Annotated in this window: 23 protein-coding genes; 11 read left to right on the top strand and 12 right to left on the bottom strand. The window is 59.8% G+C overall.

What is annotated here, in order from left to right; genetic code table 11:
* Positions 1-57 precede the first annotated feature (57 nt).
* Positions 58-645, top strand: a complete 588-nt coding sequence (locus AB4O36_RS12460) for a LysE family translocator (RefSeq protein WP_460125559.1) — start codon at positions 58-60, stop codon at positions 643-645.
* Here AB4O36_RS12460 and AB4O36_RS12455 read toward each other — a convergent pair.
* Complete coding sequence (locus tag AB4O36_RS12455) at positions 642-1,475, bottom strand: helix-turn-helix transcriptional regulator (protein WP_460125557.1); 834 nt, start codon at positions 1,473-1,475, stop codon at positions 642-644. The two genes, AB4O36_RS12460 and AB4O36_RS12455, sit on opposite strands and share 4 nt — an antisense overlap.
* Positions 1,476-1,731: 256 nt before the next feature.
* Between AB4O36_RS12455 and AB4O36_RS12450 the strand changes: the two genes are divergently transcribed.
* Positions 1,732-1,983, top strand: coding sequence for a transmembrane sensor/regulator PpyR (locus AB4O36_RS12450; protein WP_460125555.1), 252 nt, complete (start codon positions 1,732-1,734; stop codon positions 1,981-1,983).
* A 255-nt stretch (positions 1,984-2,238) separates the two neighbouring features.
* Positions 2,239-2,487, top strand: coding sequence for a type II toxin-antitoxin system Phd/YefM family antitoxin (locus AB4O36_RS12445; RefSeq protein WP_460125553.1), 249 nt, complete (start codon positions 2,239-2,241; stop codon positions 2,485-2,487).
* A 75-nt stretch (positions 2,488-2,562) separates the two neighbouring features.
* Here the strand turns inward: AB4O36_RS12445 and AB4O36_RS12440 are convergent, their stop codons facing one another.
* Complete coding sequence (locus AB4O36_RS12440; protein WP_460125551.1) at positions 2,563-3,474, bottom strand: LysR family transcriptional regulator; 912 nt, start codon at positions 3,472-3,474, stop codon at positions 2,563-2,565.
* Between the two features lie 114 nt (positions 3,475-3,588).
* On the opposite strand from AB4O36_RS12440, the gene AB4O36_RS12435 reads away from it, so the two are divergent.
* Positions 3,589-4,434 (top strand): oxidoreductase, encoded by an 846-nt coding sequence (locus AB4O36_RS12435; protein WP_460125549.1) that lies wholly within the window; start codon positions 3,589-3,591, stop codon positions 4,432-4,434.
* 201 nt (positions 4,435-4,635) lie between these two features.
* Complete coding sequence (locus tag AB4O36_RS12430; RefSeq protein WP_460125547.1) at positions 4,636-5,217, top strand: GGDEF domain-containing protein; 582 nt, start codon at positions 4,636-4,638, stop codon at positions 5,215-5,217.
* Between the two features lie 25 nt (positions 5,218-5,242).
* On the opposite strand, the gene AB4O36_RS12425 is transcribed toward AB4O36_RS12430, so the two are convergent.
* Positions 5,243-5,668, bottom strand: a complete 426-nt coding sequence (locus AB4O36_RS12425) for a VOC family protein (protein WP_460125545.1) — start codon at positions 5,666-5,668, stop codon at positions 5,243-5,245.
* Positions 5,669-5,783: 115 nt separating this feature from the next.
* Between AB4O36_RS12425 and AB4O36_RS12420 the strand changes: the two genes are divergently transcribed.
* Positions 5,784-6,650 (top strand): LysR family transcriptional regulator, encoded by an 867-nt coding sequence (locus AB4O36_RS12420; RefSeq protein ID WP_460125543.1) that lies wholly within the window; start codon positions 5,784-5,786, stop codon positions 6,648-6,650.
* A 173-nt stretch (positions 6,651-6,823) separates the two neighbouring features.
* Here AB4O36_RS12420 and fabI read toward each other — a convergent pair whose 3' ends face one another.
* The 8 genes from fabI to gloB all read right to left on the bottom strand — a co-directional run bounded on the left by fabI (position 6,824) and on the right by gloB (position 17,524).
* Positions 6,824-7,618 (bottom strand): enoyl-ACP reductase FabI, encoded by a 795-nt coding sequence (fabI, locus tag AB4O36_RS12415; RefSeq protein ID WP_056727657.1) that lies wholly within the window; start codon positions 7,616-7,618, stop codon positions 6,824-6,826.
* 19 nt (positions 7,619-7,637) lie between these two features.
* Entirely contained in the window at positions 7,638-9,248 is a 1,611-nt protein-coding gene (locus AB4O36_RS12410; protein ID WP_460125541.1) for an ABC transporter ATP-binding protein, read from the bottom strand.
* A gap of 1 nt (position 9,249) precedes the next feature.
* Complete coding sequence (locus AB4O36_RS12405) at positions 9,250-10,269, bottom strand: ABC transporter permease (RefSeq protein ID WP_460125539.1); 1,020 nt, start codon at positions 10,267-10,269, stop codon at positions 9,250-9,252.
* 1 nt (position 10,270) lies between these two features.
* Positions 10,271-11,344: a microcin C ABC transporter permease YejB gene (locus tag AB4O36_RS12400; protein WP_460125537.1), complete on the bottom strand. Its 1,074-nt coding sequence runs from the start codon at positions 11,342-11,344 to the stop codon at positions 10,271-10,273.
* Between the two features lie 3 nt (positions 11,345-11,347).
* On the bottom strand, positions 11,348-13,189 hold the full coding sequence (locus AB4O36_RS12395; RefSeq protein ID WP_460125535.1) for an extracellular solute-binding protein: 1,842 nt from the start codon (positions 13,187-13,189) through the stop codon (positions 11,348-11,350).
* A complete protein-coding gene (locus tag AB4O36_RS12390) occupies positions 13,186-15,000 on the bottom strand; it encodes an extracellular solute-binding protein (RefSeq protein WP_460142139.1) in 1,815 nt (604 codons plus the stop codon). The genes AB4O36_RS12395 and AB4O36_RS12390 overlap by 4 nt, the downstream gene beginning before the upstream one ends.
* Before the next feature lie 214 nt (positions 15,001-15,214).
* Entirely contained in the window at positions 15,215-16,657 is a 1,443-nt protein-coding gene (locus AB4O36_RS12385) for a transglycosylase SLT domain-containing protein (protein WP_460125533.1), read from the bottom strand.
* A gap of 99 nt (positions 16,658-16,756) precedes the next feature.
* On the bottom strand, positions 16,757-17,524 hold the full coding sequence (gloB, locus tag AB4O36_RS12380) for a hydroxyacylglutathione hydrolase (RefSeq protein ID WP_460142138.1): 768 nt from the start codon (positions 17,522-17,524) through the stop codon (positions 16,757-16,759).
* A 65-nt stretch (positions 17,525-17,589) separates the two neighbouring features.
* On the opposite strand from gloB, the gene AB4O36_RS12375 reads away from it, so the two are divergent.
* The 5 genes from AB4O36_RS12375 (at position 17,590) to AB4O36_RS12355 (ending at position 22,843) form a co-directional block, all read left to right on the top strand.
* Positions 17,590-18,348, top strand: a complete 759-nt coding sequence (locus AB4O36_RS12375; protein ID WP_460125531.1) for a class I SAM-dependent methyltransferase — start codon at positions 17,590-17,592, stop codon at positions 18,346-18,348.
* 90 nt (positions 18,349-18,438) lie between these two features.
* A complete protein-coding gene (rnhA, locus tag AB4O36_RS12370; RefSeq protein WP_460125529.1) occupies positions 18,439-18,891 on the top strand; it encodes a ribonuclease HI in 453 nt (150 codons plus the stop codon).
* Between the two features lie 193 nt (positions 18,892-19,084).
* Positions 19,085-19,831: a DNA polymerase III subunit epsilon gene (gene dnaQ, locus AB4O36_RS12365; RefSeq protein WP_460125527.1), complete on the top strand. Its 747-nt coding sequence runs from the start codon at positions 19,085-19,087 to the stop codon at positions 19,829-19,831.
* Positions 19,832-19,958: 127 nt separating this feature from the next.
* Positions 19,959-22,214, top strand: coding sequence for an Orn/Lys/Arg family decarboxylase (locus tag AB4O36_RS12360; protein WP_460141901.1), 2,256 nt, complete (start codon positions 19,959-19,961; stop codon positions 22,212-22,214).
* A gap of 14 nt (positions 22,215-22,228) precedes the next feature.
* Positions 22,229-22,843, top strand: coding sequence for a GNAT family N-acetyltransferase (locus AB4O36_RS12355; RefSeq protein WP_460141900.1), 615 nt, complete (start codon positions 22,229-22,231; stop codon positions 22,841-22,843).
* Here AB4O36_RS12355 and AB4O36_RS12350 read toward each other — a convergent pair.
* Positions 22,809-23,702, bottom strand: a complete 894-nt coding sequence (locus AB4O36_RS12350; RefSeq protein ID WP_460141899.1) for a LysR substrate-binding domain-containing protein — start codon at positions 23,700-23,702, stop codon at positions 22,809-22,811. The genes AB4O36_RS12355 and AB4O36_RS12350 overlap by 35 nt on opposite strands.
* Positions 23,703-23,765 lie beyond the last annotated feature (63 nt).

Below are 23,765 nucleotides of genomic sequence, written 5' to 3'. Positions count from 1 at the left end.
AACCCTACCGCTCTTTATCTTCAAGCCTCTGGTTCAACTGAAGAGAAGAAGACAACCATGAGTCTGATCATGTCGATGGCCGCATTTGCCCTGGTGGCCTCCATCACGCCCGGCCCGGTGAACATCGTGGCGCTTAGTTCCGGGGCGCAGTTTGGCTTTCGCGCCAGCCAGCGGCATGTGGCCGGGGCGACATTGGGGTTTGTGTTGTTGCTGGTGTTGATGGGTTTGGGTTTGCATGAAGTGCTGGAGCAATGGCCGCAGCTGACGCGGATCGTGCAACTGGCCGGCGTGGGGTTTCTGTTGTTCATGGCCTGGAAACTGGCCGCAGACAGCGGCCAACTCGATGCGAAGGATTCGACGCGGGCGCCGTCGATGGTGTATGGCGCGGTGATGCAATGGCTCAACCCCAAGGCCTGGCTGGCCTGCGTCGCGGGTATGGGCGCGTTTGTCGCCGATGGTGAAGCACGGCTGATCTGGCAATTCGCGGCGGTGTATTTGGTGATCTGCTACCTGTCCGTCGGCTGCTGGGCCTACGCCGGGACTTTCTTGCGTGGCTACCTGAATAATCCCAAAGGCATGCGTCTGTTCAATCGTGCCATGGCAGGGTTGCTGGCCTTGAGCGCGGTATACCTGCTGTTGCCCTAAGCGTCGCGATATTGGCCTGGTGTCGCCGCCAGATGCTGTTTGAACGCCCGCTGAAAATGCGCCTGATCGGCAAACCCGGCTTCCAGCGCCACATCGGCAATCAGCCGGCCGCTGCGCAGGCGCTCGCGGGCGAACTGAATGCGCCGATTGACCAAAAAGGCATGGGGTGTCATGCCGTAATGCTGCTTGAAGGCGCGTATCAGGTAGGACGGCGACAACTGCGCTGCGTCGCAAATGTCCTCGAGCTTGAGCATCCGCGTGCAGTTATCTCGGATGAAGTCCGCCGCACGCTCCAACTTGAAATTTGGCTCGCGCAACGATTGTTCGCCCGGGTTGAGGCGCTGCTGCACCTCGGTGAAAAACTCGACGATCGCGGACTGTTTGCCCAGTACTTCGCACTCGCTGTCGATGAGCGTGGCGTGCAGCGCCTCAAGGCCGTGAAACAGGCCAATGTCCTGCGTGTGGGTGGCCGCAAAGCGTCGAAATTCAAGGTCCTGACCAAACCCAAGCTGATGCTGCAAATCGGTCAGCCACGCCGTTTCGACGTAGAGCATCAAATAGGACCAGGGCTGGTCATCGATCGGGTTGCAGGCATGCACATCGCCTGGATTCATCAACACTACGGTACCGGCGCTGACCTCGAACGACGCTTGCTCATGGAGGTAAGTACTGCGGCCGGCCGTGATTGCGCCGATGGAAAAGTGTTCGTGGGAATGCCGGCTGTAGCAAACCTCGCGGCCGTCGGCGATGGAGCGGGCTTCGATGAAGGGCAGGGCGTCGTCGCGCCAGAAGCGTGGGGCCTTGTCGGTATTTTTGGCGGTGGACTTCATCGTTGCTTCCTCGGCATATCCGAAGAGCAGTGTATGCGCTGCGTCGTCAGAAAACACAGCGTGGTACTCCGACGGTCGTTTATGGATGTCATGCGGGTTGTTGTCATTAAGACTTGAATCCGCGTCATGTTGACCAGTTTCCTGTGCGGTCAATTTGACCATTTGCGGATTAAGCTATTGATTTTATTGACGATGAGATTTGGCACGAATGGTGAAATAACCCACGTACAACTGGTCTGGTTCAGGAGTACGAAAAATGTTCGCCTATTTCAACGATCCACATAAAGTCCTCCACCTGTCGAGTGAAGTCCTGATCGCGGGGCTTGCGATGCTGCTGGTTGGCATCTATGGCGCTTACCTCTATACCGGACACCTGTCGATCGTCGTTCAGGTCGCGATGCACGCCATGACCATCGTAGGCCCGACGCTGATCAAGATCGGCTACGTCATGCGCCTGCTGTCGCAACACCGTTTGGGCAAAGGGGTGATCCGCACAATCACCGCGTAATCCCGGACGCTGCCTACCCCGTAGGAACGAGCGTGCTGGTGGTAAATTTCTTGAGATCTGCCTACATGGATTGAGCTGCTGCCGACGCGATTGGAAGACGTGCCTGATAGAACACGCAGAAATGGTGAAGCCGTAGAGCTGTTACCTTGGTCGTTCATCCAGTCTCGGACACTAGCCATGTCAAATCCAATGACGTTACCTCAGCTTCAGAGTGTTATTTTTAGCACTTCTAAAAGCACTCTTGGGAACACCCTTATGCCACATATCGTGCTTTCGCATGTTGTAGCGAGCATTTCGGAGCTGAAGAAAAACCCGATGGGCACTGTCGCCGCCGGGCGGGGGCAGCCGGTCGCGATCCTCAACCGCAACGAACCTGCCTTTTACTGCGTCCCGGCCAAAGAATATGAAAACTTGATGAATCGGTTAGACGATCTTGAGTTGGTCGCCTTATGCAAGGAACGAGAGAACGATCCCACCCTCCGGATTTCGATTGATGACCTATGACTTGGCGTTCTCTGAGAAGGCCTGGAAAGAATAAGTGTATAAGGAGGCAAGCGATCGTTCAGTTCGAGACGAAAACTAAATGCCGCCTTTGCTGACAATCCACGCTTTCGCCAGTTCGATAAAGGCCCGCAGTTTCGGCTGAGTTTGCGTGCGGCTGGGAAAGTACAGGTACAGTGCAGAACTCAGCGGCACGAACGGTTGCAACACGCGCTCGAGTCGGCCGTCCGCCAATTCTGCCGTGATCTCCAGGTCGCAGGCATAGATCAGTCCGCAACCACTGCGTGCTGCCGATACCAATAGTTGTCGATCATTGACGATAATGCCCCCTTCGACACCCACCGTGAAGTCACGCCCCTCCCGGCGGAATTCCCAGCGGTGTGCATTGCCTGACGTCGAGAAGCGAAAACCGATGCATTCATGGTCAGTGAGGGCTTCGGGGCTTTCCGGCCGCCCGACCTTGGCGAAGTACTCCGGGGAACCGACCACCGACCATTGCAGATCAGGGGTCAGGCGCACGGCGATCATGTCTTTTTCGATGGATTCGCCCAGCCTGATCCCGGCATCAAAGCCGCCCGACATCAAGTCCACCGTGGCGTCATCCAAAGAGATGTCGAGGGTCACTTGCGGGCAAGCCTCTCGAAACAGCGGAATGAGCGGCTCGATCAGTAACGCCCCTGACAACCGTGGCGCAGTGATGCGAAGCGTGCCCATGGGCTGGTCGCGATAACCGCTGAGCATCGCCATTGCTTCGTCAATTTCACTGGCCGCTGGGCGTAGCCGGGCGAACAGGCTGACGCCGGCCTCGGTCAACGCCACCCGCCGGGTGGTGCGTTGGAACAACAGCACGCCGGTGCGCCGCTCCAGCAGCTTGATCGCGTGGCTGACCGCCGTCGGTGTTACCGCCAGGCGGGTGGCCGCGAGGGTGAAGCTCTTGTATTCAGCCACCGCGAGAAACTCGGTCAAGCCATCGAACGGATCATGGTTCATTGCGGGCGCCATTATGAAAGAACGTTTCATAGTGCTTGTAGCATAAGGGCGTTTTTCCGGGCAATCATCCTGCGTACCTTGTGCCTACCCCAACGCAAACAAGGAAACACGATCATGACCGCTTCCAATACGTTTAACCGCATCTGGCTTATCACAGGCGCTTCCCGTGGCATTGGCGCGAAGATCGCGGCCGCGGCCCTGGCCAATGGTGACGCAGTGGTCGCCACCGCCCGCGACGCGTCCAGCATCACTCAGCGTTTTGGCCAACAGCCCGGCTTGCTTGCTGCCAGCCTTGATGTGACCAATGAAGCTCAGGGCATCGCCGTGGCCCAGCAGGCCATTGAGCACTTCGGGCGCATCGATGTGCTGGTCAACAATGCCGGCTTCGGTGTGCTCGGAGCTGTGGAAGAGGCCTCCGCCGATGAAGTGCGTCGCGTGTTCGAGACCAACGTCTTCGGTCTGCTTAATATTACCCGCGCCGTCCTGCCGCACATGCGCGCCGCACGCAGCGGCCACGTCATTAACCTGTCGTCGGTGGGAGGCTACCAATCGGGAGCGGGTTTTGGTGTCTACTGCTCGACCAAGTTTGCGGTCGAAGGCCTGACCGAGGCCCTTTACGCTGAATTGGCACCGCTGGGCATCAAGGTGACCGTGGTCGAACCAGGCTATTTCCGTACTGAATTCCTGGAAGGCAACTCGCTGGTGGAATCGCCGTCGACGATTGCCGATTACGACAGCACCGCTGGCGAAGTGCGTCGGATGGCCAAGAGCGTGAGCCTGAACCAGCCAGGAGACCCGGACAAACTGGCCCAGATCATGATCACCCTGGTGCAGGCGCCGAACGCGCCGCTGCGGCTGCCTCTGGGCAGTGACTGCGTGGCGGCCATCGAAGAGAAAAACAGCTTTGTTGCGGGCGAGTTGCAGGCCTGGCGTGAGGTGTCGGTGTCCACTGATTTCTAAGGCCAGACCCAGCCCCCCTGTAGGAGCGAGCTTGCTCGCGATGCGATATGACAGACACGGACAAGGTGACTGACACACCGCATCGCGAGCAAGCTCGCTTCTACAGGTCATGAGCCCCTCCAAAAGACCTTCGGTACGTTACCGGGGAGTCATACCGACTACGTGCCACTCTAAAGAACATACCCACTACTGGAGTATGTAATGCTGATTTCCGGCAAACCGCTTAAACACGGTGCCAGCGCATCACTGTCGTTGTCGCCGCAACAGATCCGCACCACCCTGCGGGACCTGGCCCGCACGGCCGAGCAGCAAGTGATGGGCGTAACCATGGCCAGCATGGACGAGCTGACCTTGCTCTCCAACCGTCACGGTTTCACCGCACTCGCGCAACTCGGTCTGGACGCCTGCCAACACCTCGAAATTCCAGCCACGCTGGTGCACTTCGATCTGGACAACTTCAAGCACATCAACTATTTGTACGGCCGCGCCGAGGGTGATGATGCGCTGAAGACCTTTGCCGACGTGTTGCGAATCGCCTTTCGTGAAAGTGACGTGATCGGGCGGTTGGGTGATGATGAGTTCGTGGCCCTGTTGACCGGTGCAAGCGCCGTAGACCTGGGCGCGATCAGGGGACGCCTCGAGGAGATCCTCGATGAGCGCAATGCGACGATGCGACGCGGTTATGCCATCAGGTTCAGCATGGGCCAGGTGGAATATGACCCCGGGCGACATGGCGTGGTGGAGGCGATGTTGCTTGAGGTCGAGAGTTGTTTAATGGCGTAGGGTGAGGCGCTTCCCCGGGTGTCATCTATTTGGCAAACAACTGCCCAATATCCTTGAATGCCTTGAATTCCAGGGCATTGCCGCAAGGGTCGAACAGGAACATGGTCGCCTGTTCTCCAACCAGCCCCTTGAAACGAATCCCCGGTTCGATCACAAACCGAGTTTCACGCGCCTTCAGTCGCTCGGCCAGCGCTTCCCACTCGGCCATTCCCAATACCACGCCAAAATGCGGCACCGGCACGTCGTGCCCATCGACGGCGTTGGTGTGTGCGGCTTCCTGTGAGGCGTTCTTCGGCGCCAGATGGATCACCAATTGATGGCCGAAAAAGTTGAAGTCGACCCAGTGATCACTGGAACGACCTTCTTCAAGGCCAAACACCTCGCCGTAGAAGCTCCGGGCGGCTTGCAGGTCGTAAACCGGGATGGCCAGGTGGAAAGGGGACAATTGCATGGTCGAGTCTCGCAGGCGATGGGGTCAGTGCCGTTGAGTTTAGCGCTGTGCTTTTTGATTGAAAGACGATAGTTTTTGCGTCGAGCTCAAATTATTTCGATCAATCGGGGGCATTATGCTGCGAGAGCTGAAGACGTTCATCGCGGTGGCGCGCTACGGTACGTTCGCGGCGGCAGGCATGCACATTGGACTGACGCAGTCGGCGGTCAGCGCCCAGATGCGTAACCTGGAGCAGGCGCTGGGCATTCGGCTATTCGACCGCACTGGACGGCAGGCCATTCTCAACGCGGCGGGGCAACGGGCATTGCCGATGGCCAGGGAAATGCTGGACACCTTCAGCCGCATGGCGGTCACCGAAGATGTCAGCGAGTACCGAGGCGAGCTGAAAATCGGCGCGGTCGCCACGGCCCAGACCGGTTTGCTGCCCCAGGCGTTGCTGCGCCTGCGCCAACAGGCACCGCTGCTGGAACCGAAACTCGTCCCTGGCGTTTCGCTCAATTTGCTGAGCCAGGTGGACACTGGCGAAGTGGACCTGGCGATCCTGATCAAGCCGCCATTCGACCTTCCCAAGGAATTGTCGGCCCAGGTCATCCGCCGCGAGCCGTTCGTGCTGATCGTCCCGCTCACACTGCAAGGTGATGATGCCGTGCAATTGCTGACTGAGCATCCGCATGTACGCTACGACCGCAATTCCTTCGGCGGGCGTTTGGTGACGCGGTTCCTGCGTGAGCAGCAAATTGACGTGCAGGTGGCGCTGGAGCTGGACGAACTGGAGGCCATCGTGAAAATGGTCGAATGCGGGCTGGGAATTTCACTGCTGCCCGAGGCCGGGTTGTGGCTGGAATATGGGGCGAGGGTCAGGGTCATCCGCTTGGGTGAATTGACCTTCTACCGCGACATCGTCCTGCTGCAGCGCTACAGCCAGAGGCAGCAGCCGATTCAGCAGTTGTTTGCCGACTGCTTGATGGCATTGCCCCTGTAGGAGCGAGCATGCTCGCGATGGATTCAAGAGCACCGAGGGGTATCAGACCACCCCCGTCATCGTTGACGACCATCGCGACGGTTCGACGCCTCGACATGCTCGCTCCTACAGGGGGGGCGCGTGGACATAAAAAACCCGCCATCAGGCGGGTTTTTTATCAGGCAAACCGATGATTACTCTTCGATGCTGCCCATGGCGGTAGTGTTGAAGCCACCGTCCACGTACATGATTTCACCGCTGATGCCGGACGCCAGGTCCGAGCACAGGAAGGCGCCGGCGTTGCCGACCTCTTCGATGGTGACGTTACGACGCAGCGGGGTTTGCGCTTCGTTGGCCGCCAGCATCTTGCGGAAGTTCTTGATGCCGGAAGCGGCGAGGGTACGGATCGGGCCGGCCGATACGCAGTTGACGCGAGTGCCGTCCGGGCCCAGGGACCCGGCCAGGTAACGTACGCCAGCTTCCAGGGAAGCCTTGGCCATGCCCATGACGTTGTAGTTAGGCATGGTGCGCTCAGCGCCCAGGTACGACAGGGTCAGCAGGCTGCCATTGCGGCCTTTCATCATTTCGCGACCGGCCTTGGCCAGGGCGACGAAGCTGTAGGCGCTGATGTCGTGGGCAATGCGGAAACCTTCACGGGTGGTGGCTTCGGTGAAGTCGCCGTCCAGTTGGTCGCCCGGTGCGAAGCCCACGGAGTGCACGATGCAGTCCAGACCGTCCCACTTCTTGCTCAGTGCTTCGAAGACCTTGGCGATCTCTTCGTCGCTGGCCACGTCGCACGGGAAGCACAGCTCAGGGTTCGAGCCCCAGCCTTGAGCGAATTCTTCAACACGACCCTTGAGTTTGTCGTTCTGATAAGTGAAGGCAAGCTCAGCGCCCTCGCGATGCATGGCGGCGGCGATGCCGGATGCGATGGACAGCTTGCTGGCGACACCGACGATCAGTACGCGCTTACCGGCGAGAAAACCCATGTGTTGCTCCTCTTTCAGGTTATTGCGCAGTGGCTGGAGCCAGGAAAGCGGCTTCCAGCAACTGCTGTGTATACGGATGTTGGGGGGCGGCAAAGATACTTTGCGCGTCTCCCTGTTCGACCACTTGGCCATGCTTGACCACCATCAGTTGGTGGCTCAGCGCCTTGACGACAGCCAGGTCATGGCTGATAAACAGATACGTCAGGTTGTACTTGCTCTGCAGTGAACGCAAAAGCTCCACCACTTGACGCTGCACTGTCCGGTCGAGTGCCGAAGTCGGCTCGTCCAGCAGGATCAGCGCCGGTTTCAACACCAGTGCCCGGGCGATGGCGATACGCTGCCGTTGCCCTCCGGAAAATTCGTGGGGGTAGCGGTTCCGGGTGTCCGGGTCCAGGCCTACCTCCTTCAATGCCGCGATTATCGCTTGTTCCTGTTCCGCTTCGGTGCCGATCTTGTGGATCCGCAGGCCTTCGCCGACGATCTGGCTCACGCACATCCGTGGGCTCAGGCTGCCGAACGGGTCCTGAAACACCACCTGCATCTCGCGCCGCAGTGGCCGAACCTGTTGTTGCGTCAAACAGTCTAGCTGCTTGCCTTCAAAACGGATCGCACCCTGGCTGGCGATCAACCGCAAAATCGCCAGGCCCAGCGTGGATTTGCCGGAACCGCTCTCGCCGACAATGCCCAGCGTCTGCCCCTGGGGCAGGCTGAAATTGATTCCGTCCACTGCCTTGATGTGGTCGACGGTCTTTTTCAGCAGGCCTTTCTTGATCGGGAACCACACTTTCAGGTCCTCGACCTGCAGCAAGGGCGGGCCAATCACGTTGGTCGCAGGCTTGCCGCTGGGCTCCGCTGCCAGCAGCTCCCGAGTGTACGGATGCTGCGGCGAACGGAACAACTCTTCGCACGATGCCTGTTCGACGATGCAACCGCGCTGCATGACACATACGCGATGCGCAATTCTTCGCACAAGGTTCAAATCGTGACTGATCAGTAACAGTGCCATGCCCAGACGAGCCTGCAATTCCTTGAGCAATTCAAGGATTTTCAGTTGCACGGTGACGTCCAGCGCGGTGGTCGGCTCGTCCGCGATCAACAGCTCTGGTTCGTTGGCCAGGGCCATCGCGATCATTACCCGTTGACGCTGGCCGCCGGACAATTCATGGGGCAGGGCCTTGAGGCGCTTTTCAGGCTCTGGAATGCCGACCATCTCCAGCAGTTCAAGGGTACGTTTGGTGGCGACCTTGCCGACCAGTCCTTTATGGATGCCCAGCACTTCGTTGATCTGCTTTTCAATCGAGTGCAGCGGGTTGAGCGAGGTCATCGGCTCCTGGAAGATCATCGCGATCCGGTTGCCCCGAATGTGACGGATGGTCTTGTCTTTCTGGTCGAGCAGGTTCTTTCCGGCGTATTCGATGGTGCCGGACGGGTGCCGGGCCAGCGGGTAGGGCAACAGGCGCAGGATTGAATGGGCGGTGACTGATTTGCCGGAACCGCTTTCACCCACCAGCGCCAGGGTTTCGCCACGCTTGATATCGAAGCTGATGCCTTCCACGACGCGCTGACAGTGTTCGCCGACGACAAATTCGACGGCGAGGTCGCGCACTTCGATCAGATTGTCCTGATTCATTTCACTTCCTCGGGTCGAAGGCATCGCGAGCGGACTCGCCGATGAACACCAGCAGGCTCAACATAAGCGCCAGCACGGCAAACGCACTCATGCCCAGCCAGGGCGCCTGAAGGTTGGATTTGCCCTGTGCCACCAGTTCACCCAACGACGGTGCGCCAGGTGGCAGGCCGAAACCCAGGAAGTCCAGCGCCGTCAGGGTGCCGATTGCGCCGGTGAGGATGAAGGGCATGAAGGTCATGGTCGATACCATGGCATTGGGCAGGATATGGCGGAACATGATCGCACCATTCTGCATGCCCAACGCCCGAGCGGCTCGCACGTATTCCAGGTTACGCCCACGCAGGAACTCGGCGCGGACCACGTCCACCAGGCTCATCCACGAAAACAGCAGCATGATGCCCAGCAGCCACCAAAAGTTCGGCTGTACGAAACTGGCCAGGATGATCAGTAGATAAAGGACCGGCAAGCCTGACCATATTTCCAGGAAACGCTGCCCCGCCAGGTCGACCCAACCGCCATAGAAACCCTGCAACGCGCCGGCAATCACGCCGATGATCGAGCTGAGCACGGTGAGGGTCAGGGCGAACAATACGGAGATGCGGAAGCCGTAGATCACCCGTGCCAGCACGTCGCGGCCCTGGTCGTCGGTGCCCAGCAGGTTGTCCGCCGAGGGCGGTGCGGGCGCCGGGACTTTCAGGTCGTAATTGATGCTCTGGTAGCTGTAGGGAATCGGCGCCCACAGTACCCAGGCGTCCTTGGCCTTGAGCAGTTCGCGGATGTACGGGCTCTTGTAGTTGGCCTCCAGCGGGAATTCGCCACCGAAAGTGGTTTCCGGGTAGCGCTTGAGCGCCGGGAAATACCAGTTGTTGTCGTAGTGCACCGCCAGCGGTTTGTCGTTGGCGATCAGTTCGGCGCCGAGGCTCAGGCCAAACAGCACCAGGAACAGCCACAGCGACCACCAGCCACGCTTGTTGGCCTTGAACAGTTCGAAACGTCGGCGATTGAGAGGGGACAGGTTCATCTCAATGCTCCCGGCTTTCGAAATCGATACGCGGATCGACGAAGGAATAGGTCAGGTCGCCGATCAGTTTCACCAGCAAGCCCAGCAAGGTGAAGATGAACAGCGTACCGAACACCACCGGGTAATCGCGGTTGATCGCCGCTTCAAAACTCATCAGGCCCAGGCCATCGAGGGAGAAAATCACTTCCACCAGCAGGGAGCCGGTGAAGAAGATGCCGATGAAGGCCGACGGGAAGCCAGCGATCACCAGCAGCATGGCGTTGCGGAACACGTGGCCGTAGAGCACGCGGTTTTTTGTAAGGCCCTTGGCCTTGGCGGTGATCACGTACTGCTTGTTGATCTCGTCCAGGAAGCTGTTCTTGGTCAGCAGGGTCATGGTCGCGAAGTTACCGATCACCAGCGCGGTCACGGGCAGCGCCAGGTGCCAGAAGTAGTCGAGGATCTTGCCACCCATGCTCAGCTCGTCGAAGTTGTTCGAGGTCAGGCCGCGTAGTGGGAACCAGTCGAGGTAGCTGCCGCCGGCAAATACCACGATGAGCAGGATGGCGAACAGGAAGGAGGGGATCGCATAGCCGACGATGATCGCCGAGCTGGTCCAGACGTCGAAGTGGCTGCCGTGTCGCGTGGCCTTGGCGATCCCCAGCGGGATCGACACCAGGTACATGATCAGGGTGCTCCACAAGCCGAGGGAGATGGACACCGGCATCTTTTCCTTGATCAGGTCGATGACCTTGGCGTCGCGGAAGAAGCTGTCGCCGAAGTCCAGGCTGGCGTAGTTCTTGATCATGATCCACAGACGTTCCGGCGCCGACTTGTCGAAGCCGTACATGTGTTCGATTTCCTTGACCAGCGCCGGGTCCAGGCCCTGCGCGCCGCGGTACGAGGAACCCGCTACCGAGACTTCGGCACCGCCGCCGGCAATGCGGCTGGTGGCGCCTTCGAAGCCTTCGAGTTTGGCGATCATTTGCTCGACCGGCCCGCCGGGAGCCGCCTGGATGATCACGAAGTTGATCAGCAGGATGCCGAACAGCGTCGGGATGATCAGCAGAAGTCGCCGAAAAATATACGCCAGCATCTATTACTCCGTGCCCGCAGGGTCGGCTTGCAGTTTGGTTTCGACTTCGATGGCCGGTGCAACGTTTGGCTTGATCCACCACGTGGCGATGCCAATGTCGTACTTGGGCGAGGTTTTCGGGTGACCGATGTGGTTCCAGTAGGCCACGCGCCAGGTCTTGATGTGCCAGTTGGGGATCACGTAATAACCCCATTGCAGCACGCGGTCCAGTGCGCGGGCGTGGGCCACCAGGCTTTTACGCGAGTCGGCGTTGATCAACTGCTCCACCAGTTGATCAACCACCGGGTCCTTGAGCCCCATGGAGTTGCGGCTACCAGGCCGGTCGGCGGCCTCGGTCTTCCAGAACTCGCGTTGTTCGTTCCCCGGTGAATTGGATTGCGGGAAGCTGCCGACAATCATGTCGAAGTCTCGCGAGCGCACGCGATTGACGTATTGAGAGACGTCCACGCGGCGGATCACCAGGTCAATGCCCAAGTCGGCCAGGTTGCGCTTGAAGGGCAGCAGCACCCGTTCGAATTCGGTTTGCGCGAGGAGAAACTCGATGGTCACCGGCTTGCCGTTGGCGTCGACCATCTTGTCGTCGACGATGCGCCAGCCGGCTTCCTGCAACAGTTGGTACGCCTTGCGTTGCTGGGTGCGGATCATGCCGCTGCCGTCGGTGACCGGGTTCTCGAAGGCTTCGGTGAACACCTGTTCGGGGATCTTGTCGCGAAACGGTTCCAGGATCGCCAGTTGCTCGGCGTCCGGCAGGCCGGTGGCGGCCATCTCGGAATTTTCGAAGAAGCTGCGGGTGCGTGCGTAAGCTCCGTTGAACAGCTGCTTGTTGGTCCACTCGAAGTCCATCAGCAATGTCAGCGCGTGGCGCACTCGCACGTCCTGGAACACCGGGCGGCGCATGTTGAAGACAAAACCCTGCATGCCGGTCGGGTTGCCGTTCGGGATCTGTTCTTTGATCAGCCGGCCTTCGGTGACCGCCGGGACGTTGTAGCCGTTGGCCCAGTTTTTTGCCGTCATCTCCAGCCAGTAGTCGAACTGGCCGGCCTTGAGCGCTTCCAGGGCCACGGTGTTGTCGCGGTAGTAATCGGTGAGCATCACGTCGAAATTGTAGAAACCACGGTTGGCCGGCAAGTCCTTGCCCCAGTAATCCTTGACCCGCTCATAGCGCACCGAGCGCCCGGCCTTGACCTGGCTGACCTTGTACGGCCCGCTGCCCAGCGGCATTTCCAGGTTGCCCTTGGTGAAGTCCCGGGTTGCCCACCAGTGCTTGGGCAACACGGGCAACTGGCCAAGAATCAACGGCAGTTCGCGATTGTTGGTGTGCTTGAACTTGAACAGCACGGTCAGCGGGTCTTCGGCTACGGCCTCTTCGACATCGCTGTAGTAGCCGCGATAGAGCGGGGCGCCGTCCTTGATCAGGGTCTGGAAGCTGAACACCACGTCTTCGGCACGTACCGGATGCCCGTCGTGGAAGCGCGCTTCAGGACGCAGGTAGAAACGCACCCAGCTGTTGTCCGGTGCTTTTTCGATCTTGCCGGCGATCAGCCCATATTCGGTGAACGGCTCGTCCAGGCCCTGTTTGGCCAGCGTGTCGTAGACCAGGCCGATATCATCCGCTGGCACACCTTTGCTGATGAACGGGTTGAGACTGTCGAAGCCGCCAAACCCGGCCTGGCGGAAGATGCCGCCCTTGGGCGCGTCGGGATTCACGTAATCGAAATGCTTGAAGTCTGCCGGGTATTTCGGCGGTTCGTTGTACAGCGTGACGGCGTGTTGTGGAGCGGCGCAGGCCAGTCCGGACAACAGCACGCCGCCCGCCTGCAGGAGCAGGGCACGTAAGGGTTTCATCGATCTTTCTCCGAAGACTTCAACCACCACGCGCTCAGGCCCAGGGTGTAGGGCGGCGTAGTGACGAAAGCGAACCGGTTGCGGTACGCCAGGCGGTGATAATTGAGATACCAGTTGGGAATCATGTAGTGCTGCCACAACAGCACCCGATCCAGCGCTTTGCCGGCGGCAACCTGTTCGTCACGGGTCTTGGCCGCGAGCAACTGATCGAGCAGGTGATCGACCACAGGGTTGGCGATGCCTGCATAGTTCTTGCTGCCTTTGATCCCAGCCTGGCTGGAATGGAAGTACTGCCATTGTTCAAGGCCTGGACTTAACGTCTGGCCCAGGGTCATGAGGATCATGTCGAAATCGAACTGATCGAGGCGCTGTTTGTACTGCGCGCGATCGACCGTACGAAGGCGGGCCTCGATGCCGATGCTGGCGAGGTTCTCGACATAGGGCTGCAGAATGCGTTCCAGGTTCGGGTTGACCAGCAGGATCTCCAGGCGCAGCGGTTGGCCGGTTGCATTCTGTACGCGCTGGCCGTTGAGTTTCCAACCGGCTTCGCCCAGCAGTCCCAGCGCCTTGCGCATGGTCTCGCGAGGAATGCCGCGACCCTGGGTTTGCGCCAGCGTGAAAGGCTCGGTGAACAACCGGTCGGGCAATTGTTCACGATACGGCTTGAGCATCAGCCACTCGTGACCCACCGGCAAGCCGCTGGCGGTGAACTCGCTGTTGGGGTAGTAACTCATGGCGCGCTTGTAGGCGCCGCTGAACAATGTACGGTTGGTCCACTCGAAATCGAACATCAGCCCCAGTGCTTCGCGCACCCTGGCGTCCGAGAACGTGGCGCGACGGGTATTCATGAACAGGCCCTGGGTCTGGGTCGGGATCTGATGGGCAATCTGCGCCTTGATCACGTCGCCGCGATTGACCGCCGGGAAGCGGTAGCCGGTGTCCCAGTTTTTCGCCTGGTGCTCGATGTAGATGTCGAATTCGCCGGCCTTGAACGCTTCGAACGCCACGTCGCTGTCGCGGTAGAACTCGACTTCCATGCGGTCGACGTTGTATTTGCCGCGGTTGACCGGCAGGTCTTTGCCCCAGTAATCCTTGACCCGTTCGAAAACAATCTGCCGGCCGGGTGTGACTGAGGTAATGCGATAGGGCCCGCTGCCCAGCGGTGGTTCGAATGTGGTCGCCTTGAAGTCACGACCTTTCCAGTAATGCTGTGGCAGCACCGGCAGTTCGCCGAGGCGCAGAATCAGCAGGGGATTACCGGCTCGCTTGAAGACAAAGCGGATCCGGTGTGGGTTGAGCACGTCGACCCGCAACACTTCCTGCAGGTTGGTGCGGTATTGCGGATGGCCTTCCTTGAGCAGTAGTCGGTAGGAAAACGCCACGTCGTAGGCGGTAATTGGCACACCATCGTGAAAGCGTGCTTCGGGACGCAGGTTGAATACCACCCAGCTGCGGTCCTCACTGTACTCGACCGACTGCGCGATCAGGCCATAACTGGACGTGGGTTCGTCGCCGGAGGGCGCATACTGGCCAGTGCCGACCATCAGCGGCTCGTTCAGCTCGTTGATGCCGTATTGCAGGAAATTCGGCGTGGCGACAGGGCTCGTGCCCTTGAAAGTATAGGGATTAAGCGTATCGAAAGTGCCAAACGCCATCACCCGCAACGTACCGCCCTTGGGCGCTTGCGGGTTAACCCAGTCGAAGTGGGTAAATCTGGCCGGGTACTTGAGCGTGCCGAACTGCGCATAACCATGGCTTTCGCTGATTGTCGCGCTTGCGGATGAGCTCAAGGCCAGGCTGATCAGTAACAGGAGGAGGGGACGCGTCAAGGGATCCGATCCAGGCGGCTTGGGCTTTTATGGCCAGTACAGTAACAGCTTGTATGGACAGGAAAAAGACGGGGCGTTAATGCGGGGTTAATTGTGGGTTACTGGCCTATGCGCACCCTGTAGGAGCAGCCGGTCGACAGGGGACCGGGTGAGCAATCCCAGATACAAAAAAGCCCCTGATTCCAGGGGCTCTTGTTTAGCGCGGTGAGGCGACCGTGAGCATTTGGCCAGGCTTGAGGGCCTTGCCCACGCGCGGGTTCCAGCGCTTGAGGTGTTGCATCTCGACGTTGAAGCGCTTGGCGACGATGTAAAGCGAATCACCTTGCTGGACCTTGTACTGGGTCTGTTCTTTCTTGCCCTTGGTCCTGGCGTTGGCTGCGACCACGGTGTCGACGCGCCCGGTGCTGCGTTTGCTGGTGTCCTGCATCACCAGGGTCTGACCGACCTTGAGGTTCTTGCCGGTGAGTTTGTTCCAGCGCTGCAGGTCCTTGACGTCGACCTTGTTGGCTTTGGCGATGGTGCCCAGGTTATCCCCACGCTTGACGCGGTAGCTGCGCTTGGCGCTGGCAATGGCGGGGCTGTCGGCGCCGTCGAAAACCGGCTTGAGCGGACGCTTGCTGATCAACTCGTCCGGGCGCATGGTCGACAGGCTGGTGGTCAGCAGTTGCGCCTTGGACGTTGGCACCAGCAAGTGTTGGGGGCCGTCGATGGTGGTGCGCTGCTTGAAGGCCGGGTTGAGCTGGAACAGTTCGTCTTCGTCGATATTGGCCACCGCGGCAACCTTGGACAGGTCCATGCGCTGGTTGATCTCGACGACCTGGAAGTACGGTTCGTTGGCGATCGGGTTGAGGTTCACGCCGTAGGCTTCGGGAGCCAGTACTACCTGCGACAGGGCCAGCAACTTGGGCACATAGGCCTGGGTTTCGGACGGCAGCGGCAGGTTCCAGTAATCGGTTGGCAGGCCAAGCTTTTCGTTGCGCTCGATGGCGCGGCTGACCGTGCCTTCACCGGCATTGTAGGCCGCCAGGGCCAGCAACCAGTCGCCGTTGAACATGTCGTGCAAGCGGGTGAGATAATCCATTGCCGCCGTGGTCGAGGCGGTAATATCGCGACGGCCATCGTAGAAGCGGGTCTGGCGAAGGTTGAAGTAGCGCCCGGTGGACGGGATGAACTGCCACAAGCCCACGGCGTCGGCCCGGGAATAGGCCATCGGGTTATACGCGCTTTCAATCACTGGCAGCAGCGCCAGTTCCAGCGGCATGTTGCGTTCTTCGAGGCGCTCGACGATGTAATGAATGTAGAGGCTGCCGCGTTCGCCGGCGTTCTCCAGGAAGGACGGGTTACTGGCGAACCACAGGCGTTGTTGCTCGATGCGCGGGTTTACGCCAATGCCTTCCTGCAATTGGAAGCCTTGACGCATACGCTCCCAGACATCCTGGGGAATCTGCGGGCTCGGCTTTTCGCTGAGCCAGATCGGCTTCTGTTTGGCCCGCGCGGCAATGTTCGGCGTGTGAGTCGCTTCAGTCTGCGGCACATGGCTGGAGCAGCCCGCCAGAGTGGCGGACACAGCCACCGCTATGGCTTGAGCCAGGCGGGTCAGTGCGTCTGAATTGATGGACTTACGAATAGATGACGACATTGGCTGGAAGTAAGTTCCGGGCAAAAATGTCGGGCGATTCTAGAAAGCGCACTCTATTCGGTCAACCATTGCGATCTGCCGCAGTGACGCAGGGGCGCTTCAGAACGTGTCTTTCCATGCCCTGAGGGCCGCAAAAACCGCACTTGGAGCCCGGTCTTGAGGGCCGTTCCGTTCGTCCACTTTATCTTTAACGGATGTTTCGGCGGTCCGCAGAAAGGGGTTCGTACGCTTTTCCAGGGCCAGCGTCGAAGGCAAGGTGATGATCCCGGCCGCCCGTTGTGCCGTGACGTTGGCCAAGCGTTCGACGGTATCAGGGTTGCCAGGCTCGACGGCCACCGCAAAGCGCAGATTGCTTAAGGTGTATTCATGGGTACAGTAGACGCGTGTCTGCTCCGGCAGGGCGGCCAGGCGGTTCAGGGATGCATGCATCTGTTCGGGGGTGCCTTCGAACAGGCGGCCGCATCCGGCAGCGAACAGGGTGTCTCCGCAAAACAGCACGCCTTCATGGTAGAACGCAATGTGTCCCAGGGTGTGGCCGGGAACGGCGTACACCTGGAACTCCAGGCCGAGCACGCTGACGCGGTCGTTGTCCTTGAGGGCGACGTCCCGCCCCGGGATTTTTTCGCTGGCCGGGCCGTAGACTTTCGCGTCCGTCGCTTTTTTCAGTGACTCTACGCCGCCGACGTGGTCGTGGTGGTGATGAGTGATCAGAATGTCGGTGAGCACCCAGCCCGGATTGTCCGCGAGCCAGGCCTGTACCGGCGCGGCGTCGCCCGGATCTACCACGGCGCAGCGGCGGGTGTCGGGGTCTTGTAACAACCAGATGTAGTTGTCGGTGAAGGCGGGCAGGGCTGTGATCTGTATCATCAAGGGATTCGCCAAGCGGTAAACAATGGCGCATCTTAGAACTTCCTGGCGCGTTGGAGAATGCAATGACTGATAAAGCGTTCGCTCAGGCCGATCCTGACTGGCTGGCGTTGATCAGCGCGGCACGTGAATGGCTGTCCGGCCCGATCGGACAGTTTTTGCTGGACGAAGAGCGGCGCATGCTCGAGGACGAGTTGGGGCGCTTCTTCGGCGGCTACCTGGTGCATTACGGTCCCTCGGCCGAGACACCGCCGTCGGCCACGCAGGTGCAGCGCAATGTACGCCTTGGCGCGCCGTTGCCGGGCGTCGAAATCGTTTGTGAAGAGCAGGCCTGGCCACTGAGCGAGCACGCCGCCGATGTGGTGGTGTTGCAGCACGGCCTGGATTTCTGCCTGTCACCACACGGGCTGCTGCGCGAGGCGGCAAGCGCTGTGCGGCCTGGCGGGCATCTGCTGATCATCGGCATCAACCCCTGGAGCTCGTGGGGATTGCGCCATGTGTTCGCCCACGACGCCTTGCGCAAGGCCCGTTGTATTTCCCCGTCACGCGTTGGCGACTGGTTGAACCTGCTGGGCTTCGCGCTGGAGAAACGCCGCTTCGGGTGCTATCGTCCGCCGCTCGCATCTCCCGCCTGGCAAGCCAGGCTGGCCGGCTGGGAGCGCAGGGCCGGTAGCTGGCAACTTTCGGGGGGCGGTTTCTATCTATTGGTGGCGCGCAAAATCGTGGTCGGCCTGCGTCCGCTGCGTCAGGAGCGTCGCGAACCAATGGGCAAGCTGATTCCGTTGCCGATGGCCAAGGTCAACCGGCGCAATATCGAACCGTAATCCCTGTTTTCATTCCGGTCGGGCGTGCCCCGGCCTCGGCCATCGTCGAGCGCGGCTCGACGAGCCATTGCATTTTTTGGAAAGACTGGCATGAGCGATAGTGTTGAACTCTTCACCGACGGCGCCTGCAAAGGCAACCCCGGCCCTGGCGGCTGGGGAGCATTGTTGGTGTGCAAGGGCGTTGAAAAAGAACTCTGGGGCGGCGAAGCCAACACCACCAATAACCGCATGGAACTGATGGGCGCGATCCGCGGGCTCGAAGAGCTCAAGCGTTCCTGCGATGTACTGCTGGTGACCGACTCGCAGTATGTCATGAAGGGCATCAATGAATGGATGGCCAACTGGAAGAAGCGCGGTTGGAAAACGGCGGCGAAAGAACCGGTGAAGAATGCGGACCTGTGGCGACAGTTGGACGAACAGGTCAACCGCCACAACGTCACCTGGAAATGGGTGCGCGGCCACATCGGCCACCACGGCAACGAGCGGGCGGACCAGTTGGCCAACCGTGGGGTGGATGAGGTTCGGGGGTTCAAGCAGGGTTAGGTTTTTTCTGTTGTACCGAGTCGCACCCAATCGCGGGCAAGCCCGCTCCCACAGTGGATTTGTGAACAGCATGGATCCCATGTGGGAGCGGGCTTGCCCGCGATTGAGACGACACAGTCCCCCTGAAACACCCCAGCAAGCATGCTAATATCCGCGCCTTTCACAAGACTCACCGATTGAGAGCTGAACACTGATGGCCACCAGATCCGTTGTACTCGATACCGAAACCACCGGCATGCCGGTGACCGACGGCCACCGGATTATCGAAATCGGTTGTGTCGAGTTGATCGGTCGGCGCCTGACGGGGCGGCACTTCCACGTTTACCTGCAACCGGACCGCGAGAGCGACGAGGGCGCCATTGGCGTCCACGGCATCACCAACGAATTCCTCGTGGGCAAGCCGCGTTTCCCTGAAGTCGCCGATGAGTTCTTCGAGTTCATCCAGGGCGCACAGCTGATCATCCATAACGCGGCGTTCGACGTTGGCTTCATCAACAACGAATTCGCCCTGATGGGGCAGCACGAGCGCGCGGATATTTCGCAACACTGCTCGATCCTCGACACCTTGTTGATGGCGCGGGAGCGTCACCCTGGCCAACGCAACAGCCTCGATGCCTTGTGCAAACGTTATGGCGTCGACAACTCTGGCCGTGAACTGCACGGCGCTCTGCTCGACTCCGAGATTCTCGCCGACGTCTACCTGACCATGACGGGTGGGCAGACCAGCCTGTCCCTGGCCGGCAATGCTTCCGATGGAGAAGGCGGCGCCAGCCGTGCCACCGAAATCCGCCGCTTGCCGGCTGATCGTCAGCCGGCGCGAATCATCCGCGCCAGCGAAGAGGAGCTCGCCCAGCACATGGCGCGCCTGGAAGTGATCGCCAAATCTGCCGGTGCTCCATCCCTGTGGCAACAACTCACCGAGGCCAAGGCCCAGGCCTGAGTCGTGGCCAAATGACAGTGCGCCGATCGGCTCGAGACCGGATTTCGCCACTCGCCACATCGGCCTCAACCCTCTACCCTGAGGTGATTGGCAAGCCTTGTCTTGTCGCCTCAGGACTCTGAGCCCCATGTACAAAGATTTGAAATTCCCGGTCTTGATCGTCCATCGCGACATCAAGGCCGATACGGTTGCCGGAGATCGTGTGCGAGGCATCGCCCGGGAGCTGGAGCAGGAAGGTTTCAGTATCGTCTCTGCGGTGGATTACACCGAGGGAAGGCTGGTCGCTTCGACCCATCACGGCCTTTCGTGCATGTTGATTGCCGCCGAAGACCCCAGCACGAATTCCCATTTGCTGCACAACATGGATGAATTGATCGCCTTGGCACGGGTGCGTGCACCGGATTTGCCAATCTTCGCCCTCGGCGAACAGGTGACGCTGGAGAACGCCCCAGCCGACGCCATGGACGAACTCAACCAACTGCGCGGCATTCTTTACCTGTTCGAGGACACCGTGCCGTTTCTGGCTCGGCAGGTGGCGCGTGCCGCACGCAAGTACCTGGACGGGCTGTTACCGCCGTTTTTCAAGGCGCTTGTGCAACACACCGCCGACTCCAACTATTCCTGGCACACGCCGGGGCATGGTGGTGGCGTGGCCTATCACAAGAGTCCGGTGGGGCAGGCCTTTCACCAGTTCTTCGGGGAAAACACCCTGCGCTCGGATTTGTCCGTATCGGTGCCCGAGCTCGGCTCGTTGCTCGATCATACCGGGCCGCTGGCGGAAGCCGAAGCCCGGGCGGCGCGCAACTTCGGCGCCGACTACACGTTTTTCGTGATCAATGGCACGTCAACCGCCAACAAGATCGTCTGGCATTCGATGGTCGCCCGTGATGACCTGGTGCTGGTGGATCGCAACTGCCACAAGTCGGTGCTGCATTCGATCATCATGACCGGGGCGATTCCCTTGTACCTGTGCCCGGAGCGCAACGAACTGGGGATTATCGGCCCGATCCCGCTCAGTGAGTTCAGTCGAGAATCGATCCAGGCCAAGATCGACGCCAGCCCGCTGACCCGGGGCCGTGAGCCCAAAGTGAAGCTGGCGGTGGTGACCAATTCGACCTATGACGGCCTGTGCTACAACGCCGAACTGATCAAGCAGAAGCTGGGCAACAGCGTCGAAGTGCTGCATTTCGACGAGGCCTGGTATGCCTATGCGGCGTTTCACGAATTCTTCGCCGGTCGTTATGGCATGGGCACATCACGCACCGAAGACAGTCCACTGGTGTTCACCACCCATTCCACCCACAAGCTGCTGGCTGCGTTCAGCCAGGCATCGATGATCCACGTGCAGGACGGCGGCGCGCGGCAACTGGATCAGGATCGCTTCAACGAAGCCTTCATGATGCACATCTCCACCTCGCCGCAGTACAGCATCATCGCTTCGCTGGATGTGGCGTCGGCGATGATGGAAGGTCCGGCGGGTCGTTCCCTGTTACAAGAAATGTTCGACGAAGCCTTGAGCTTTCGCCGGGCGCTGGCCAATCTTCGCCAGCACATTGCCGCCGATGACTGGTGGTTTTCCATCTGGCAGCCGGCGTCGGCGGAGGGCATCGACCATGTGGTGACGCAGGATTGGTTGCTGCAACCCGAGGCGGACTGGCATGGCTTCGGTGATGTCACCGACGACTATGTACTGCTCGATCCTATCAAGGTCACCCTGGTAATGCCGGGTCTCACGGCCGGTGGCGCGTTGAGTGAACGAGGGATTCCGGCTGCGGTGGTCAGCAAATTCCTGTGGGAACGCGGGCTGGTGGTCGAGAAAACAGGCTTGTATTCGTTCCTGGTGCTGTTCTCCATGGGCATCACCAAGGGTAAATGGAGCACGTTGCTGACCGAATTGCTGGAGTTCAAACGCAGCTACGACGCCAACGTCAGCCTGGCGACGTGCCTGCCTTGCGTGGCCCAGCAGGACACCACGCGCTACAGGGGCATGGGCTTGCGAGACCTGTGCGATCAGTTGCATGCCTGTTATCGCAGCAATGCCACGGCCAAGCACCTCAAACGGATGTACACGGTGTTGCCGGAGGTCGTCATGAAACCGGCCGATGCCTATGACCATCTGGTGCGTGGCGAAGTGGAGGCGGTGTCGATTGACGAACTGCAAGGACGCATCGCGGCCGTGATGCTGGTGCCTTACCCGCCGGGCATTCCATTGATCATGCCGGGTGAGCGGTTCACCGAATCGACCCGCTCGATCAACGATTACCTGGCGTTTGCGCGTACGTTCGACAGCAGCTTCCCCGGGTTCGTCGCCGACGTGCACGGCTTGCAACACGAAGATGAAGGCGATGGGCGGCGTTATACCGTCGATTGCGTTAAGGAATGAGGGTGTTCTCCAGCATGCGACCAGTCATGAATCCCAAGTATCCAGGTTTGTCGGTGCGCGTTGCCGATGAGGGTTTCCCATCTTATGTCTGGGGCAGTGATTTCAGCTTCGAAGTCGCGGCTTATGGGGCGGCGGAAATCGGCAAGCCGGTAGAGCAGTGGCGGGTGAGCCCCATCACCCCTTATCGCAAATGCTACGGCATCGATCCCGAAGAGTTCAGCGCTTTTCACGATGCCGCTGACAGTGCGATTTTCATGGCTTATCTGGATGATGAACCGGTGGGGCACCTGGTGATCAGTACCAACTGGAACGGTTTTGCCCATATCGACGAACTGGCGGTGCATGCGCCGGCTCGTCGGCATGGTGTGGCCAAGGCGCTGCTGGATGTAGCGCAATTCTGGAGTCGCAAGAAAAAACTGCCGGGCATCATGCTGGAAACCCAGAACAATAACCTGGGGGCTTGCCGGTTGTACGAACGCTGCGGCTACACGATTGGTGGGTTCGACCACCTGCGTTATCGCGGCATTGACCCCAATACCGCCGAGGTGGCGTTGTTCTGGTATCGGTTTTTCGACAACCCCCTTGAAAACCCGATCAGTTCGCCAACATCGCCGCAGCTTGTTCCGTGACGATTTCCAGCAAAGCCTGAACCGCAGGTGAGGGTTCGCCATTTTTCAGCGACAAAGCGTAGACGCTGATGGGGACCGCTGGCGCTAGCGGGCACGTGTCCAAGCCCGCCGATTTGGCGCCGAGCGCGGTGAACGGGTCGACAATCGCCAGGCCTTCGCCGGCTTCGACCATGCTGCGCATCATCTGATGGGTCTGTACGCGGGTGTGGATCACCGGGGCAGGGCGCAGGGCATGGAGTTTGTGGTCCAGCGCCGGGTTCAGCGGATCATGACCTTCAAGGCCAACCATCGCTTGCCCGGCCAGATCTTGAAGGGAAATGTACTTTTGCTTGGGTTGTAGCCAGCCATGAGGGGCCAGCAACTGCAATTTGCCCTGAGCGATGACCTGGCAGTCGATGTCAGCGTGTTCGGGGTCGTGAAGGCTCAGGCCCAGGTCGCTTTCGCGCAGTAACAGGTGACGGACGATGTCGCGGGTGGGCTGGCTCAACAGGCTGCAAGGCACATCCGGCAGGCGCCGGCGCAGGGCGGCAATGCTTTGCGGCAACAACGCCTGGGCCAGGGGCGGCGTGCAAATAATGCGAAGCGGTGGGGCGTGATACTGTTTCAGGCTGCTGGCCAGTCGCTGGACCGGTTCGAGCGCCTCGTAGATGTGGGCAATCTCGACCTGTAGTTCACGTGCTTCACGCGTCGCCTGCAAACGCCCCCGAACGCTGGAAAACAGCATGAAGCCCAACTGACTCTCGATGTCGCGCAGCGTGCTTTCGATCTCGGCCACCGGCAGTTGCAGCCATTCGGCGGCGGTGCCCAGGTGACCGGTCTGCAAAAGCGCCTGAATTACTTCGATATGGCGTAAACGCATGCGTGAAGTCCATGTTCAGCGGGTGAAGAGTCAGTGGTTGAATCCTAACTCAAGTCCGCACAT

It is taken from the genome of Pseudomonas sp. S2_E01 (assembly GCF_054668365.1).
This window is presented reverse-complemented; position numbering and strand designations above follow the sequence as displayed.

Coding starts and splice junctions, on each gene's coding strand:
- AB4O36_RS12400 (WP_460125537.1), bottom strand. CDS start 11,344: ATGCTGGCGTATATTTTTCGGCGACTTCTGCTGATCATCCCGACGCTG.
- rnhA (WP_460125529.1), top strand. CDS start 18,439: ATGAGCGATAGTGTTGAACTCTTCACCGACGGCGCCTGCAAAGGCAAC.
- AB4O36_RS12445 (WP_460125553.1), top strand. CDS start 2,239: ATGCCACATATCGTGCTTTCGCATGTTGTAGCGAGCATTTCGGAGCTG.
- AB4O36_RS12360 (WP_460141901.1), top strand. CDS start 19,959: ATGTACAAAGATTTGAAATTCCCGGTCTTGATCGTCCATCGCGACATC.
- AB4O36_RS12395 (WP_460125535.1), bottom strand. CDS start 13,189: ATGAAACCCTTACGTGCCCTGCTCCTGCAGGCGGGCGGCGTGCTGTTG.
- AB4O36_RS12410 (WP_460125541.1), bottom strand. CDS start 9,248: ATGAATCAGGACAATCTGATCGAAGTGCGCGACCTCGCCGTCGAATTT.
- AB4O36_RS12385 (WP_460125533.1), bottom strand. CDS start 16,657: ATGTCGTCATCTATTCGTAAGTCCATCAATTCAGACGCACTGACCCGC.
- AB4O36_RS12440 (WP_460125551.1), bottom strand. CDS start 3,474: ATGAACCATGATCCGTTCGATGGCTTGACCGAGTTTCTCGCGGTGGCT.
- AB4O36_RS12375 (WP_460125531.1), top strand. CDS start 17,590: ATGACTGATAAAGCGTTCGCTCAGGCCGATCCTGACTGGCTGGCGTTG.
- dnaQ (WP_460125527.1), top strand. CDS start 19,085: ATGGCCACCAGATCCGTTGTACTCGATACCGAAACCACCGGCATGCCG.
- AB4O36_RS12450 (WP_460125555.1), top strand. CDS start 1,732: ATGTTCGCCTATTTCAACGATCCACATAAAGTCCTCCACCTGTCGAGT.
- fabI (WP_056727657.1), bottom strand. CDS start 7,618: ATGGGTTTTCTCGCCGGTAAGCGCGTACTGATCGTCGGTGTCGCCAGC.
- AB4O36_RS12460 (WP_460125559.1), top strand. CDS start 58: ATGAGTCTGATCATGTCGATGGCCGCATTTGCCCTGGTGGCCTCCATC.
- AB4O36_RS12425 (WP_460125545.1), bottom strand. CDS start 5,668: ATGCAATTGTCCCCTTTCCACCTGGCCATCCCGGTTTACGACCTGCAA.
- AB4O36_RS12405 (WP_460125539.1), bottom strand. CDS start 10,269: ATGAACCTGTCCCCTCTCAATCGCCGACGTTTCGAACTGTTCAAGGCC.
- AB4O36_RS12420 (WP_460125543.1), top strand. CDS start 5,784: ATGCTGCGAGAGCTGAAGACGTTCATCGCGGTGGCGCGCTACGGTACG.
- AB4O36_RS12455 (WP_460125557.1), bottom strand. CDS start 1,475: ATGAAGTCCACCGCCAAAAATACCGACAAGGCCCCACGCTTCTGGCGC.
- gloB (WP_460142138.1), bottom strand. CDS start 17,524: ATGATACAGATCACAGCCCTGCCCGCCTTCACCGACAACTACATCTGG.
- AB4O36_RS12435 (WP_460125549.1), top strand. CDS start 3,589: ATGACCGCTTCCAATACGTTTAACCGCATCTGGCTTATCACAGGCGCT.
- AB4O36_RS12430 (WP_460125547.1), top strand. CDS start 4,636: ATGCTGATTTCCGGCAAACCGCTTAAACACGGTGCCAGCGCATCACTG.
- AB4O36_RS12350 (WP_460141899.1), bottom strand. CDS start 23,702: ATGCGTTTACGCCATATCGAAGTAATTCAGGCGCTTTTGCAGACCGGT.
- AB4O36_RS12355 (WP_460141900.1), top strand. CDS start 22,229: ATGCGACCAGTCATGAATCCCAAGTATCCAGGTTTGTCGGTGCGCGTT.